Raw genomic sequence first — 15519 nt, 5'->3', positions numbered from 1 at the left:
GAATTCCATGATCAGCGTCCGAAACGCACGCTGTAGCTGACACCTGCGGTGCCACCGGACTGGCCAGTTCCGCCTTGTGGCGCCGACTGGTAGCCGAAGGTCACTGCCAATTCGTCATCCCCTATGACCTCGGTGCCGATACCGGTACTGATGGCGTAGTTGATGGTGTTGTCGGTCCACTGCCAGCCGGTGCTGACGTCCACCAGCCAGGTGTATTGCCCGCGCGTGCGGTTCAATGCCCCCGGGAAGCCACGCCGCCACGAACTGCCGAAGAACAGCTGGCCGTAGTGTTTCTGCAGCAGGGTCTGGCTGTTGATCTGGTCCGGATTGTCGAGTTCGGCCCCGATCAGGTCGATGCCCCCACCCAGGGTATTGGCCAGGTTGGGCAGCGAACGGTTGTTCAGGCTGTTTTGCTGGTAATCGATACCGCTGCGCAATTGCCAGTTCGGCCCTTCGAACTGCAGGGTGTGGTCGAACTCGATCTTCAACGCCTGACCATTGCCCAGGTCATCGCCGCCGCGGGTCGAGAACCAGCGCTGGGCCAGGCTCCAGGACAACTGGTCACGGGCCGAATAGCGATGCCGCCCACCGACCCAGACATCATCCTGCCGGCCGAAGGTGCGCATGTAGCCGCTGTCCTCGTTCTTGCGATGCCAATCGGCGCCGACGTCCAGTTCGTTGCCGCTGTCCACCTGCCAGGTACGGCTGGCGCCCAGGCCGTTGCGGTCATCGTCCTTGCGCAGGCTGCTGTCGAAAATCAGCTTGTAGTTGCCGTTCTCCAACTGCCGCTGCAAGGTCAATTCGGTATTGGTCTCGTTGCCCAGGCGCGATGGGTCGAGGACATCGCCGCTGTATCGGCCCTGCTCCAGTACCAGCTTGGCGTACCAGTTGTCGTTCAGGTAACGCGCTGCGGTGAGGCGCGGGCCGTTGAACACCAGTCCGCCGTAGTCCTGGCGATCCCAGGCGATCTGCACACCCTGGGGGGTGCGCTCGGTCAATTCGATGGCCTGGCGCCGCAATTGCTCACGGAGCGCCGCAGGCTGGTCCTCGCCCAGCGCCGACAGGTCCACGGCCAGCGCTTCGCCACTGCGCCCCAGGCTGTTCAGGGCCTCGACCCGTTGCGCCGGGTCCAGGTCGTCGCTGGCCACCAGGCGTTCCAGGGCCTGGCGGTTGTTGCCGCGCAGGGCTTCCTGGATCTGTTCGTAGCGATTGACCTTGAGGCCACGGGCGCGGGCCCAGGCCAGCCAGTCATCTTTCTGCGTCGACTGATTGATCTCATCCAGGCGGGCCAGCATCTGGTCGAACCACAACTGCAGCATCGGCTTGGAGCCGTCCTGCCATTGCATCGCCTTGTTCAGCGCCTTGCGCGACGAGTAGCTGCTGGCCACCAGGCGCAGCCAGGTCGCATAGCCCTGAGGCGTGGCGCGGATCTGCTCAGGCGTTACTTCACGGTTGAGCTTGAGCCGCAGGCGCTGGGCCGAGTCGGCATACCCCGCGCCTTCCAGGGCGTCGGCGTAGGCCGCCTGGACCATCCAGTCCTGTGGGTTGCTCCGCAGGTACAGGCGGTACCAGGCCAGGGCCTCGGTATTGCGCCCGAGCAACTGACTGGCAGCGGCAAACGGCAACCATAGGGTGCTGTCACCGCGGGCCAGGGAGCGCCATTGCTGCAACAGCGGCTTGAGCTCGCCAGTGCGACCCAGGTCGACATACAGCCACATCAGGCGCTCGCGGAAGGTGTTGTCATCCGGGAAGCGGCTCAAGCCCAGGCGATACAGGCGCAGGGCCTCGTCGGTACGGCCTTGTTGCACCGCCAGCGCACCGCGGGCAGCCAGGACCTGGGAGCGGTCGGAGGCATCCGGGTACTGGTCGGCTTCCTTAAGCAGGTCGACCACCAGTGGCCAGTCCTGAAGCTCCTGGGCCAGTTGCAGGGCCGCAATCAGGCGTTGCGGATTGTGCTCACGGCGCCAACTGTCAACGGTCAACTGCAAGGCCTTGCGCGGATCGCGGACGCGATAGAGGGCAATCAACTCACTCTCGTCGCCACTATTGAGCGAGCCCTTGATGGCCAGCATCTTCTCCAGTGCCAGCTGCAGTTCATCGTCCAACTCCAGGTCCCAAGCCAGTGCGGCACGGGACTGCCAGTAGTTGAAGTCATTGATCTTGTTGCCGTCGACTGCGGTGATCACCTTCCAGGCCGACGGGCTGTCGAACAGCTTGAGGTGGTTGTTGGCCCAGTCCACCCGCTCGGTGCTGGTCAACGGATAAAGGCCGGCGAAGCGCTTCCAGACCGCCAGCCGCTGCGGGTACTGCGCGGTGTTTTCCAGGTTCTGCAACAGACGGACCCAGGCCAGCCGGTGTTTCGGGTATTTGCCGACATAGCGGCGCAGCCACTGTTCCCCCTGCTCGGGCGTGCCCCTGGATTCTTCGGCGTACACCAGGGCATCGAGTTCGACATCGCTCAAGGCCCGGGTCTCCATGATCCCCGCCAGCAGTGGAATGCCCCGGTCGAAATCGTAGGTCTGCATCGCCAGGCGCCAGGTGTGCTCGAACTCGGCCGGGTTGTTGCGCAGCTTGCTCAGGCTGATCCAGTAGCCCAGCGCCGAGGCCGAATCGCCCTGCCATTCGGCAATGTGGGCCATCTGCTCCAGCAGCAGCGGATCATCCGGATGCAGCTCCAGCAGCTGCGAGCCCACGGCATATGCCCCTTCGAGGTCACCGAAGGCCAGGCGCTGCTTGAATTCCTTGGCCAGCACTTCCGGGCTGTCGGGTTGCAACTTGCGCCAGGCACTGAAGAACTGCTCGGCCAGGTCCCTGCGGTTGTGCGCCACCGCCACGTCGACGCCCTGATCCAGCAGCGCCGCATCCAGCGCGTCCGGCTGGGTGGCCAGCTCCCGGGCCAGCAGCTCGGCGGCCTGATCGCCACGATCCGCTGCCACCAGGCTCTTGAAGGCTTTCTCCAGGAACTGGCGACGCTCTTGCGGCGTCTGGCTGGCATCGAGCAGTTGCACATAGAGATCGGCGGCGCGCCCGGGTTGCTCGCTGGCCTGGTACCACTTGGCCGCCTCGGGTAGCCATTGATCGCGCTGCTTGGGATCGCGACGGGCCAGCTCGGTATAGGCATCGGCAGCCAGTCCCGGGGCCTGGGCGCTCAAGGCCAGAGTGGCCAGGCGCTCGAGCTGCGGGCTGGGCAGTGCCTTGTAGTCAAAGGCCTTGAAGCGCTCGGCCAGGGCCTGTAACGCGGCGCTGTCAGTGCTGTTGTTCAGCGCCAGGGCATCGAGTTGCAAGCGGTAGTAGGCCTTCAGCGCCGGATCGGGCTGTGACCACTGCGCCAGGTGTTTTTCCGCTCTCGGGTAGTCGCCCAGCTGAATCAGCAGATCGAGCAACTGAGTGCGCAACTCGTTGTTTTCCGGGTGGGCCGCCAGCAGGACTTCGGCATAGCTGGCGGACACTTCATCCGGTTGGCCGCCCTTGGGACGGAACGCATCTTCGTTGCGATAGGTCGCCCACAGCAAGATACCGACGACAATCGCCACCACCAGCAACGCCCAGGGATTGAGCAGCCGCGCGCGTGGGGCCTTAGTTGCAGAGGAGTTGGGCATTACTCACCTGCTTCATGGGAAGTTGGAAATGCCACAGGCCCTGCTCGGACTTGCCGGCATAACGTTGGCCCTGGACCTCGACCCGGCAGGGGCTGGCCGAACGCACCGAGAACTCCAGGTTGAATTGACCGGCAAATGAGAACGTCACCTGTCGATCGCTGACATAGCGCCAGTCACGCAGGGGAATGTTCGCCAGCTCCAGAGCCGGACGTGGATCACGCTCAGGACGCAGGGCCAGCAGCGCATGATCGCGGCTCAAGGCCACATAACGCCCCTGGGGCAGATCGCGGACCCCCGCTACGCCCTGGGAACGGCCGAGGTCCGGCCAGCCCAGCGCCGGGTCCAGGCGCAGGGTGCGCAAGCCATCCATGCCGCGAACCTGCCAGTCACCATTGAGCGTACGGGCCAGGCTGGCCTGGTACAGGCCGTGGATCCGATCCAGGTAGTCGCTCATCCACAAGGACATCGGCTGCTGGCCACGCATGAACTGATAGATGTCGGTCATGGCCTTGATCGATGCCTGCTTGGTCCCCGAATAGAAGTGGTAGTACAGGTGAATGCCCCGCAGGCGCCGTGGGCTGTCGGTCAGTTCGAAGGTGTCGATCACGTCGCGAAAGCCGTAATACGGGCCTTTCCAGAGGTTGGTGTACATGTTCTCGTTGATCACCGGCGCGTAGTACTGCAAGCCGCCTTCGGTGGGACGCAGCAAGGGGTACAGGCCGGTCAACGAGGAATTGGCCTTGGTCAGGATGGTCTGCCCGCCGTTGACGTTTTTCAGTCCGGCGTCGTAGGCCAGCTTGATGGTCTCGGCGCTGGGCAGCGCGTCCCCCGGCCAGAAGAGCAGCTTCACCGGCTTCTGCGCGGTGGTCAGGCGGCTATTGATGTAGTCCCGCGAGCCGAGGATCTCGCGCTTGTAATCCAGGTTCTTGTACCCCGGGATATTCAGGCGCAGGCCGTATTCGGCGCTGAAGTCCTCGTCCTTCTTGGCCTTCTCCGGCTGCAGGTAGAACGGGTGACTGTAGGTGTGGGTGGCCACCTCGACCTTGGGGTCGGCAAAGATCTCCTGGGCGATCGGCTCCAGTTCCCTGGCCAGAAACGGCGACATGCCCTTGGGCCCGATCTCCCCTTCGATGATCGACACCGAGGTCAGGTACGGGTTGGGACGAATGTAGTCATCCAGCACCTGGCGCCCGGAATACGGGGTGCCGCGCACTTCGGCGCGGGAGGGAAAACCGTCGCCGTCGATATGCACGGTGGCGATCCGCCGGCCGTTCTCGGTGGTGGTGTCCGGGCGCGGTTGCGCCGGCAGACGCAGGGCTTTCTGGATAAAGGCGAAGGGGTCGAGAATCCAGCGGCTGCGCTCGATATTGGACTCCACCACATAAGGCGCCAAGGCCATGCCGCCCCAGGCGCCGATGGCCACGGGGGCGTACTTGCCGCCCTTGTCATCGCCCAGCAACAGTGCCGGTTTCGGCCCGTCGGGCAGCAGCGTCACCCGGGTCAGTTCACGGGAACGGGCCACGACCGGCGCTTCGAAGCCACCGATCAGTGTCTTGTCCTGGCTCAGCACCTGCAGTGCCCCGCGAGCCCCTGGCGCTGCGAGGTTCAGCCCCAGGCGCTTGAGCAGTGCGCGATCTTCGATGGGCAGCCCGGCCATGATGGCCAACGGCACCTGCTCGTCCAGGCGTTGGCCAATCCAGCTGTTAAAGGCACGACTGTCCTGGGGCGGGCCGCTGGTCATCCACAGCACCACCCCGGCATAGAGGCCGGCGAAGCTATAGGACGGCAGGCTGTCATCGGCGGGCAGGTAGTCGACCCGATAGCCCAGGTATTCCAGCAGGCCGCCCAGCATCCGGTGCCCGGCGTGGTCGTAGAGTTCACCTTCACGCGGGTCATAGAGCATGGCGATGCGCCGCGGCTGCACTTCCACGGTGCTCATGCTGATGGCATTCAGGTCCGGGGTGGTGACCACCGGGATAAAGCCTTCCTGACTCAACTGGCGCACCAGCTTGCGCGCCTCTTCACGACGGTTGGACGGCAAGTAGTCGATGGCCACCAGTGGAATGTTTTTTGCCCGCAGTGGTTTGAGTTCGCCTTCGAGCCAGTTGCGATCGGACTCGGACACCGGACGATAACGCTTGGTCGAGGCATCCCAGCCGGCATGGATCGATTCGACCGCCACGGCCGAGGCGACGCCGTCGAGTTCGCCCAAGACCTCGAACCCCCGGTTGAAGAACAGTTTGAGGTTCGGCAGGCGGCTGTGCAGTTCCCGCAGGAACGACGCCAGGGCCTGGCGTTGCGGTTCGCGATCGGCTTCGGGAAGCAACTGGAAGCTGTCCAGGGTATCGAGGAACAGACCGGCATAACCCTGGTCCTGCAACGCCTTGGCGCGCTTGAACAGGTGTTCGCGCCAGGCCGGGGTGGCGATGTCCATCACCTGGCTGTTCCACGCCTTGTTGCGGATGGCGCTGGCTCCGTGGCTCAGGGCTTCCTTGTCCAGTGCGGCGCGATCGCCGTCGAACTCGCCCACCGACAGGTAGGCGAACGGCTGGCTGCCCAGCTTGCGCAAGGTAGCGACATCCCCTGGGGCCATATGACCGGGCTCGACCACCGCCCACTCGAACTGCGCCAGCTCCGGCAGCGGCGGTTGCTCGGCGTACCAGAAACCGACGCTGGCGGGAGCCGCCGGGGCGGCTTGTACCAGCGAATGGCCGGCACATAACGCTAATGCAGTAAACAGACGCCGAACCACTGTGCAGACACTCCCCCGGCGAAACTCCATGTCCATCACTCACTCTTCAAGTCAATCAATCCGCACAACAGCAAACGCTCAAGTCCCCGGAAACGGGTCTGTGCAAGCCCGCAAAGCTAAAGACTGCGGTACAGCCTAGCCAAGCCTTCGGTCAGGCTGGTGGGCGTGCCCAGGTCGAAACGCTCCAACAAACGCCGGTTGTCGGCCTTGGAATGGCGGATATCGCCAGAACGGGCCGCCCCATGGCTGACGTCCAGGGGTTGGCCGCTGATCTGTTCCAGGGCGGCAATCAGGTCATTGAGGGTGGTCACGCCGCTGAGGCCGACGTTGGTGGCATCGGCTGCAGGTGCCGGATGTTCAAGGCCCTGGACCAGGATCTTCACCAAGTCCTCAACATAGACAAAGTCGCGGGTTTGGCCACCATCACCGAACACGGTGATGGGGCGTGCGCGCTTGGCCCGTTCGCTGAAGATGCTGATCACGCCGGAGTACGGCGACGATGGGTCCTGGCGCGGCCCGAAGATATTGAAGAAGCGCAGGATGACCGGCTCCAGGCCATGCTGGCGACGGTAGAAATCCAGGTAGTACTCGCTGGCGAGTTTGTCCGCCGCATAGGGCGTGAGGGGAGACTTGGGCGTGTCTTCGTTGATCGGGGTGCCCTCCCCGTTATTGCCATAGACCGCCGCACTGGACGCAAACACCACTCGACGGATGCCGGCGGCGACCATGGCCTCGCACACCCGCAGCGTGCCGATGAAATTGCTCTGGTGGGTGCGCACCGGGTCCTCGACCGAGGCCTGGACCGAAGCGACAGCCGCCAAGTGCACCACCGCGCCACAGCCGTGCATGGCTTCCGCCAGGGCCGCGGCATCGGCCACATCCCCCACTACAAGTTGCAGTTGCGGATTGTCCACCGGCAGATTGCTGACCTTGCCGGTCGAAAGGTCATCCAGAACCCGGACCCCATAGCCTTTGGCCAACAGCGCATCAACCAGGTGAGAACCGATGAAGCCTGCGCCACCTGTCACCAGTATCCGTTCAGTAGACATAGATCATCCCGAAGAAAAATATCGCAGCTGCGCCGTTTGAAACTAGCACACCCACTGAATACGCCATGGCTATTAGCCCCTATGGCCAATATTTCCCTGGTTACTCACGCTTATTCAAAGGCTGAAACGCCTTTCTGGAAGAACGCCCGAAACCCTGACGTCAAAAAAACATCAATAAAATCAAGCGTTCAGCGGCCGGATACTGGGATAAAAATACTATCGCGTCAATATTGCGTCGATTTATTATTTTTTCAGCTGCAGAGCCAAACAAGGGCCAATATATTGACGATCTAGCGCTTCAAGGCTCTGGATCAAGGCTATCAGCCTTGGCAGTGATGGCATCAGGCGATCACCGCTACGGGTTGGGGGTGGAAATTAAATCGCTCACCAGGGGCAGAATCACGACGAAGCGACTGCCTTTGCCGCTGCCTTCGCTCATGCCTTGCACTGTTCCGCCATGGGCTTCCACCAGTTCGCGCACCACCGTAAGGCCGATGCCCAGCCCGGCGCCATTGAAGCCGATAGCATGGGCGTCCTGAATGAAGGGTTCGAAGATAAACGGCAGGGCTTTGGCAGAAATGCCAATACCGTTATCGCAAACCGTCAGTTGCACGGCATCGCCCCGGGTGCTGACCGAAAGCGTCACCTGCCCCTCTGCGGGGGTGTATTTGGCAGCATTGCCCAGCAGGTTGCCGAGAATCTGCTTGAGACGCACCGGGTCGCCTTCGACCGGCAACGGGTCATCCGGTCGCTGGGCACTGAAGTGCAGATGCCGGGCCTTCATCAAGGGTCTACAGGTCTCGATGGCGTCATCGACAATCTGCCTCAAGTCCACCACCTGGCGATCCAGGTGCAGCTTGCCGGTGCTGACCCGGGAGACATCCAGCAGATCATCCACAAGCCGCGACATATGCTGCACCTGACCTTCGATCAGTGCCTGCATTCGTGGCAGCTCTTCACTGGGGACCCGGGCCAGGCGGCCGGCAATCATGCTGATGGGCGTCAGTGGGTGGCGCAGTTCATGGGCCACCAGTACCAGGATGTGCCGCTGTTGCTCCAGCAGTTGCTCGGCGGTGGCCTGCAGGTGTTGCGCGCTGAGCGCTGCAATCACCAACTGCTCATTGGCTTCGCGCATCTCCAGGTTCAACGGCTGCTCCTGCTGGATGCGCAAGGCCTCCTGCGCGTTGGATTGCGCCAGCAGGATGGCCTGTACCAGTTGCTGATTGGCCTCGATCAGTTGCTCGATGTACTGGCTATCGCCGACCCGGGTGTTGGCTTCGCCCAGTTCTTTTTGCAACGACGCCAGAACTGCGCGCGCCTGGACGATTTTCTGGCCGAGGAGCAACAGTTCACGAGCCGCCGTGGCGGCCTGGTCGGTCTTGCCATTGACCTCGTTCATTGTTTTCTACTCACACCTCGCCTTTGTCCACGTGTTGCCGGGTGGGACGACCGCCGAGCAGGCCTTCCTGATCAGGCAGCATTTCGCCGATCTGCAAGCCGTCATCATCGATGTGGTACAGGCGCAGCTCATCGGAATGAGCGCTGGCTCGCACCTTGACCACCGCCATGATGCGCTGCAAACGGCTTTGCACTTCGATGTAGCGCTGGACGATGATGGCATCGGTGAGAAACGCCGTACCGTAGGGACTGAAGCGCAGGTCGGTGTAGCGATCTTCCAACTCCGAGGTCAGCAGCACGGTAATGCCGGCACTGGTCAGCGCGCTGACCATCCGCGCCAGTGATTCGCGAAAATCCTCACGAAAAGTCGGCGCCAGGGCCAGCTCGAAGCCGGACAGTGAATCCACCACCACTCGGGTCGCCTTGATCCGGGTGATCTCGGTCAGCAGCAGATGGACTATTTCATCGATCGACAAATCAGCGGCCCGGCTGTCCACCAGGCCAACCTGGCCACTGTGGATCAGGGCGGCCAGGGTGGGGTTCTGCGAATGGTTGGGTCGTTGCTCGAACACTGCAATCACGCCGGTTTCACCGTTGCGCGCGCCTTCGGCGAGGAAGGTCGCCGCCAGAATGCTCTTGCCCGAGCCCGACGGTCCGGCCACCAGCAGCGAATACCCCTGTGGCAGGCCGCCACCGAGCATGTCGTCAAGACGCGCAACGCCCATCTTCAGGCGCTTGATGGGGAACTCCAGTGGCGTTTCAACGGTGCTGATGGCCGCCGGTGCAAAAACCCGGACTCCCGAAGTGGCGATGCGAAAGGTGTGCAGCCCCGGCAGCGTCGGCTGGCCGCGCATCTTCATGATTTCCATCTTGCGCACCATGGAGTTGCGCTGAACGCTCTGACGCAACCAGATCAAGCCGTCGGCAACGGTGAACACCGGGTTGGTGTCGGTTTCATTGAAGTATTCACCGATGAGGAAGGTGGTCGCCTGCCATGTGGTCATCAACATGCCCAACTGCTGGACGAACAGCGGCAGGTTGTTGTTGGGGTTGTCCCGGGTCTGGCTTGCCAGCACCACCGAACGAAAGGAATCGACGAACACCAACCCCGGCGAGTGAGCCTGGACCTCACTGACGATACGCCGTAGTACCTCGTCGAGGTCGCCGGCCTGGGTGTCGTCGGCCAGGTTGATGTAGTGAATCGACTGGTTGATCGCTGCGCTGTCGAAAAAGTCGAACTGTTGCTGATAGCGGAGCATCTTCAGCGGCGGCTCCCCGAGCACCGTAAAGAACAGCGCCGGACGCTGCGGCGTCGCCAGGGCGAACATCATCTGGTGAGCCAGGGTGGTCTTGCCGCAGCCCGGCGGGCCGGCGATCAGATTGAACGAAAACTCCGGCAATCCTCCGCCCAGCACCTCGTCCAGTCCTGGCACGCCAGTGGCCAAGCGGTTGATCGTGACTTTGCTGCTCATGGCGCATGTTCCTGCGAAGGGGGATCGCTCAAGAAAGGCTCCCACACGCCACTCAGCAAGCGTGCAGTGAGCGAGGGACCAATCAGCGTGGTCAGCAGTTCATAGAAGGTGGTGAGCATCACTTCACCGAAAAACAGCGCCTCGGCCGGGCTTTGCTCTATGAGTACCGACTTGAGGGCCGTCAGGTTCAATTCGGCCTGTAGCCCGTCATAGAGGCCGGCCAGGCGCGGTTGCGCCGAGATGCACAGATGAAGGCTGCGGCAGTAAAGAGCGGCAACCCCCTGCTCACCGATAATCGGCGAGAGGGCGCGGCTCATGCGCTGCAAGGTTGAGACAATCGCCTGGGCGATGCTTGCAACGTCAGCCTCCGGGCCAACACTTCGCGCCAGAGAAGCTACGATCTGGCGGCTCTCTTCGCTTAGCGTGGACATGGTTGGCTGATAGTGGGTGAGAAGAATTCGATAGTACACCCTATAGCCGCGTATAGAAGCGCTATTGGATGTGGCCCTGTCCCTATAAAGAGGGCTCCGGAGCCTGGCTTCTAAGAAACAGCGTCCAGGCCTCAAAAGCCTGTTGATGCCTGCGGGTTGCGTTCTCCCACTCAGGCCCGCAGGCCTGTCGTGCGGAAACCAGCATCATCATGCTCGTCGTTGCAGCATCCAGCTCCAGTAGCAGCTTGTACGCCTCAAGCCGGAAATCATCGACGGACTTCATGGTTTTTCCCTGGTGGCGACACGTCTGGGCGAAGAAATCTTGTCCCTTCTGCCGTGGAGTGCCTGCAAAACCAGTAGTTCAAATCGATCCTGCTCGGGGATGCGCCCTCGCCTGATCTCGCCCCCTGATCAGACATTTCTTAAAAACCCGCTTTCCACGCACGCCTGGGCCTCTGTTAATCCGCTCTTAACGCCAGCGCAATGCAATCAGCCCGCCATTGCGGGCGCAAAGTGCGGGCGTGAATCAATTGCTTGAAAACCTCCCACGCAGAACACCAGACCGACTACCGGCAGCGGCGCGACCACTCAATGCGCCTGCCGCTGCGCGACAGCCTTATCCAACGGCCCGACTTGATCGATCGGCGCCAGGCAATGTGCGTGGCTATCCGTGCAGGTCGCAAGCCAGTAACCGCCGTCCAGCCCGCAATCAATCAGGTTGAGGCCTCTCAACCCTAGCCGCTGGCGCGACTGGCTGACAGTGCGTCCAGAAACCCAGACTGAGGAGTGTGCGAATGGTCCAACTGGACTTCTATGGAACCCTGGTGGCCGCATCGTTGGTGCTGTTACTGGGGCGTGGCCTTGTCACCCGAGTCGGTTTCTTGCGTGCCTACAATATTCCCGAACCTGTGGCCGGAGGCTTGGTGGTGGCCTTGCTGCTTCTGCTGCTGCGGGGTATGGGGGACATGGAAGTCCGCATTGATACCTCGCTCCAGGCGCCCTTGATGCTGGCCTTCTTTGCCACCATTGGCCTGAGCGCAGACTTTGCCAGCCTGAAAAAAGGTGGGCGCAACCTGGCGGTATTCCTGCTGCTGGTCACCGGTTTTCTGCTGGTACAGAACGCCATGGGCATTGGCCTGGCCAAGGCGCTGGGGCTTGATCCCTTGATGGGGCTGTTGACCGGCTCTGTGACACTGTCCGGCGGTCACGGCACGGGCGGAGCCTGGGGCGCAGTGTTCAAGGAGCAATATGGCCTGGCCTCGGCCCCCGAAATCGCCATGGCCTCGGCCACCTTCGGCCTGGTGCTGGGGGGCTTGATCGGCGGGCCGGTCGCTCGCCTGCTGGTCAAGAGGGTGCAAACCCCTGGGGCCGTGCAAGGCGAACCGCGCTTGCCCAGAGGCTATGAGCAGCCCTACAAGGAGCGGCAGATCACCGCGCTGAGTTTCATCGAGACCCTGGCCCTGGTTGCCATCAGCCTGCAGGCCGGGAGTTTTCTCAGCGGCTTGATCCAGGGCACGGCGCTGGAACTGCCGACCTTCGTCTGTGTGCTGTTCGTCGGGGTGGTGTTGCGCAATGGCCTGTCGGCGCTGGGCTGGCATCAGGTCTTCGATCAGGAAGTGTCGCTGCTGGGCAACGTGAGCTTGTCGCTGTTCCTGGCGATTGCCTTGATGTCGCTGCGGCTGTGGGATCTGGCCAGCCTGGCCCTGCCCATCCTGATTCTGCTGGCCGTGCAGACCCTGGTGATGGCGCTGTTTGCGATCTTCGTCACCTTCCGCGTCATGGGCCGCAACTATGACGCTGCGGTCCTGGCTGCCGGCCATTGCGGTTTCGGGCTAGGCGCGACGCCGACGGCCATCGCCAATATGCAGGCGGTGACCCAGCGCTACGGACCATCGCCGATGGCATTCCTGGTGGTGCCGATGGTGGGGGCATTTTTTATCGACATCAGCAACGCCATCGTGATCAAGCTGTACCTGGCGCTGCCTTGGCTGGGGGTTGTTGCTTGATGGAGCGCTCCGCCCGCCGGATTCCTGTGCCGGCGGGCGAATCATGATCAGCACAGCCATAGAGCAAAGCTGTACAGCACAATCGCACACGTACAACCTAATCGAGCGGGTGCTGCTCTTCGCCGCCCAGACAGGCACTGGCCTTGCGCACCGGTCGCCGCACCCTCGGCCAGCGACGGCGCAGGCAAAGGAACAGCGCCACGACCAATACCAGGCCAAGCATCAAGCAAAAACCCCACATTGCCCTCTCCTTCCATTGCCGAAGCCGGCAGCGGCTTCACCCTGAAGACTTTTTAGCCGCAATCGCTGCAAAAATCCTGTACAAAATCAAAATTTATGTACAACTATTGCTCATGGAATTTGACAGTGCGAGCAGGGAGTCAGGCTCGCTGCCACGTCAATCGGTGGGTAAAACACAATGAGCACTACCTTGAACATGCAGTCCCTGGGTGCGGGCTATCGTGCTCTGGTGATTGGCGCCAGCGGCGCGCTGGGCTCGGCCTTTTGCCAGTGGCTCGAAGAGGACCCGCGCTGCGCCGGGGTGCGCGCCCTGTCCCGCGGCACGCTTCCCGCGCTCGACCTTGAACAGCCCGACAGCATTGCCCGGGCCGCCGCCGAATTGGCGGATGAGGCGCCCTACCAGCTGATCGTGCATGCCGCCGGTCTGCTGCATCGCGCCGACATCAAACCGGAAAAAACCTACGCCGCCCTTGAAGACCAGGCGCTCAAGGCAGTGTTCCAGGTCAATGCCGTGGGCCCGGCCCTGGTCCTGCGGCACTTCCTGCCCTTGCTGGCGCCCCAGGGCGCGATGGCGCTGCTGTCGGCCAAGGTCGGCAGCATCAGCGACAACCGCCTGGGCGGCTGGTACGCCTATCGCGCCTCCAAGGCCGCGCTGAACATGCTGGTTAAAACCGCGGCCATCGAACTGGCGCGAACCCGGCCCGGGGCCCGTCTGCTCAGCCTGCATCCCGGCACGGTGGTGTCACAGCTGTCGCAACCGTTTCGCGGCTCCGCGGCGGCGCGGCCGGCCAGCGTGGCGGCCTGGGAGCTGCTGACGCTGATCGACCGCCTGAGTGCGGCCGACAGCGGCCAGTTCTTTGCCTACGACGGCGAGCGTCTGCCGTGGTAGCCGCCGGCGCTGGCGGCCGACTGGGGCTGGTGCTGGGCGACCAGTTGTCGTTCGACCTGGAGTTGCTCAAGGTCCTGGACCCGGTCCACGACACACTGCTGATGGCCGAAGTCGACAGCGAAGCGCGGTATGTCCGGCATCATCCACAGAAAATCCTGCTGATCTTCAGCGCAATGCGCCACTTTGCCGAGCGCCTGCGCGAGCAAGGCTGGCGGGTGATCTACGTCAAGCTGGACGATCCTGACAACAGCGGCAGCCTTCCTGGCGAGTTGCGGCGCTGGCAGACGGCCCTCGGTGCGGCTCAATTGCATGTCACCGAGTGCGGAGAATGGCGACTGGAACAGGCCCTGCGCGATGCCGGCCTGCCCCTGACTGTTCATGTGGATCGGCGGTTCCTGTGTTCGCGCGAAGCGTTCCGCGATTGGGCGGCCGGACGGACGTCGTTGCGCATGGAGTATTTCTACCGCGAGATGCGCAGGCAAAGCGGCCTGCTGCTGGAGCCCGATGGCCGCCCCTGCGGTGGCACCTGGAACCTCGACGCCGACAACCGCAAGGCCCTGCCCCGGGGCTTGCGCGGGCCCTTTGCGGCGCGCTTCGGCCACGACGCCATTACCCGCGAGGTACTGCAACTGGTAGGCCAGCGCTTCAGCGATCACTACGGTGACCTGGCGCGCTTCGACTATCCGGTGACCCACGAGCAGGCGCAGGAGCTGTGGCAGCACTTCCTCGACTTTTCCCTGGCCGCGTTCGGCGATTACCAGGACGCCATGGCCGAGGGCGAGCCCTTTCTGTTTCATGCGCGGATCAGCGCCGCGCTGAATATCGGCCTGCTGGATGTGCGCCAGCTCTGCGCCGATGTCGAGCGTGCCTACCGCGAGAACCGGGTGGCGCTGAATGCCGCGGAGGGTTTCATCCGCCAACTGATCGGCTGGCGTGAATATGTCCGCGGCATCTACTGGCTGCGCATGCCGGAATACGCCGAGCTCAACGGCCTGGGCAATACCCGGGCCCTGCCGGAGTTCTACTGGAGCGGCGCCACCGACATGCGCTGCATGTCCCAGGCCATCGGCCAGACCCTGGAACTGGGTTACGCCCACCATATCCAGCGGCTGATGGTCACCGGCAATTTTGCCCTGCTGGCCGGCATCGCCCCCAAGGCCATCTGCGACTGGTACCTGGCGGTCTACCTGGATGCCTTCGACTGGGTCGAACTGCCCAATACCCTGGGCATGGTGATGCACGCCGACGGCGGCTACCTGGGCTCCAAGCCCTATTGCGCCAGCGGTCGCTATATCCAGCGGATGTCCGACTATTGCGGCGGCTGCCGTTACCGGGTGGACCAGGCCACCGGCAGCGATGCCTGCCCGTTCAACGCCCTGTACTGGCATTTCCTGATCCGCCACCAGGAGCAACTGGGCGCCAATCCGCGCCTGGCGCTGACCTATCGCAACCTGCAGCGCATGGACGCCCCGCGCCGGGACGCCATCTGGCAACGAGGCGAGGAGTTGCTGGCGCGCCTGGACGCCGGAGAAGCCTTGTGAAGAAGTCCGACCTGCCGCGCAAGGACTGCGCCGCCTGCGGCCGGCCCTTCACCTGGCGCAAACGCTGGGCGCGTTGCTGGGATGAGGTGCGCTGGTGTTCCGAACGCTGTCGCCGCAGCGCCCGCGCCAGGAAGCCATGAGC

The 15519-nt window shown here is 63.0% G+C and carries 12 protein-coding genes; 4 read left to right on the top strand and 8 right to left on the bottom strand.

The genetic code is table 11. The features are described 5' to 3' along the window. Positions 1-11: 11 nt before the first annotated feature. From LOY69_RS15015 to LOY69_RS14985, 7 genes are all read right to left on the bottom strand, one after another. Positions 12-3599 (bottom strand): tetratricopeptide repeat protein, encoded by a 3588-nt coding sequence (locus LOY69_RS15015; RefSeq protein ID WP_265074852.1) that lies wholly within the window; start codon positions 3597-3599, stop codon positions 12-14. Next, positions 3577-6387, bottom strand: coding sequence for a bifunctional glycoside hydrolase 114/ polysaccharide deacetylase family protein (locus LOY69_RS15010; RefSeq protein WP_102879376.1), 2811 nt, complete (start codon positions 6385-6387; stop codon positions 3577-3579). Before LOY69_RS15010 ends, LOY69_RS15015 begins: the two co-directional genes overlap by 23 nt. Positions 6388-6467: 80 nt before the next feature. Further along, entirely contained in the window at positions 6468-7400 is a 933-nt protein-coding gene (locus LOY69_RS15005; RefSeq protein WP_265074851.1) for an NAD-dependent epimerase/dehydratase family protein, read from the bottom strand. A gap of 355 nt (positions 7401-7755) precedes the next feature. After that, positions 7756-8799, bottom strand: a complete 1044-nt coding sequence (locus tag LOY69_RS15000; protein ID WP_110651681.1) for a sensor histidine kinase — start codon at positions 8797-8799, stop codon at positions 7756-7758. Between the two features lie 10 nt (positions 8800-8809). Further along, entirely contained in the window at positions 8810-10270 is a 1461-nt protein-coding gene (locus tag LOY69_RS14995; protein ID WP_265074850.1) for an ATPase domain-containing protein, read from the bottom strand. Beyond that, the gene (locus LOY69_RS14990) at positions 10267-10701 is read right to left on the bottom strand and encodes a hypothetical protein (RefSeq protein ID WP_259697730.1); all 435 of its coding nucleotides are present in this window, start codon (positions 10699-10701) and stop codon (positions 10267-10269) included. The genes LOY69_RS14995 and LOY69_RS14990 overlap by 4 nt, the downstream gene beginning before the upstream one ends. A gap of 82 nt (positions 10702-10783) precedes the next feature. Next, complete coding sequence (locus LOY69_RS14985; RefSeq protein ID WP_102879380.1) at positions 10784-10984, bottom strand: hypothetical protein; 201 nt, start codon at positions 10982-10984, stop codon at positions 10784-10786. A 511-nt stretch (positions 10985-11495) separates the two neighbouring features. Here LOY69_RS14985 and gltS point away from each other — a divergent pair. Beyond that, positions 11496-12707 (top strand): sodium/glutamate symporter, encoded by a 1212-nt coding sequence (gltS, locus tag LOY69_RS14980; protein ID WP_265074849.1) that lies wholly within the window; start codon positions 11496-11498, stop codon positions 12705-12707. A gap of 97 nt (positions 12708-12804) precedes the next feature. On the opposite strand, the gene LOY69_RS14975 is transcribed toward gltS, so the two are convergent. Next, positions 12805-12948 (bottom strand): hypothetical protein, encoded by a 144-nt coding sequence (locus LOY69_RS14975; RefSeq protein ID WP_170003011.1) that lies wholly within the window; start codon positions 12946-12948, stop codon positions 12805-12807. A gap of 177 nt (positions 12949-13125) precedes the next feature. Between LOY69_RS14975 and LOY69_RS14970 the strand changes: the two genes are divergently transcribed. The 3 genes from LOY69_RS14970 to LOY69_RS14960 are packed head-to-tail and all read left to right on the top strand — an operon-like array spanning position 13126 to position 15517. After that, a complete protein-coding gene (locus tag LOY69_RS14970) occupies positions 13126-13836 on the top strand; it encodes an SDR family oxidoreductase (RefSeq protein WP_102865071.1) in 711 nt (236 codons plus the stop codon). Beyond that, the gene (locus LOY69_RS14965; protein WP_265074848.1) at positions 13830-15377 is read left to right on the top strand and encodes a cryptochrome/photolyase family protein; all 1548 of its coding nucleotides are present in this window, start codon (positions 13830-13832) and stop codon (positions 15375-15377) included. Before LOY69_RS14970 ends, LOY69_RS14965 begins: the two co-directional genes overlap by 7 nt. Beyond that, a complete protein-coding gene (locus LOY69_RS14960) occupies positions 15374-15517 on the top strand; it encodes a DUF2256 domain-containing protein (protein ID WP_102879383.1) in 144 nt (47 codons plus the stop codon). The genes LOY69_RS14965 and LOY69_RS14960 overlap by 4 nt, the downstream gene beginning before the upstream one ends. Positions 15518-15519: the final 2 nt, after the last annotated feature.

This window comes from Pseudomonas sp. B21-059 (genome assembly GCF_026016285.1).
GTDB lineage: Bacteria > Pseudomonadota > Gammaproteobacteria > Pseudomonadales > Pseudomonadaceae > Aquipseudomonas > Aquipseudomonas danubii.
Note: the sequence above shows the minus strand (reverse complement) of the source record. Positions and strands in the feature narration are given on the sequence as shown.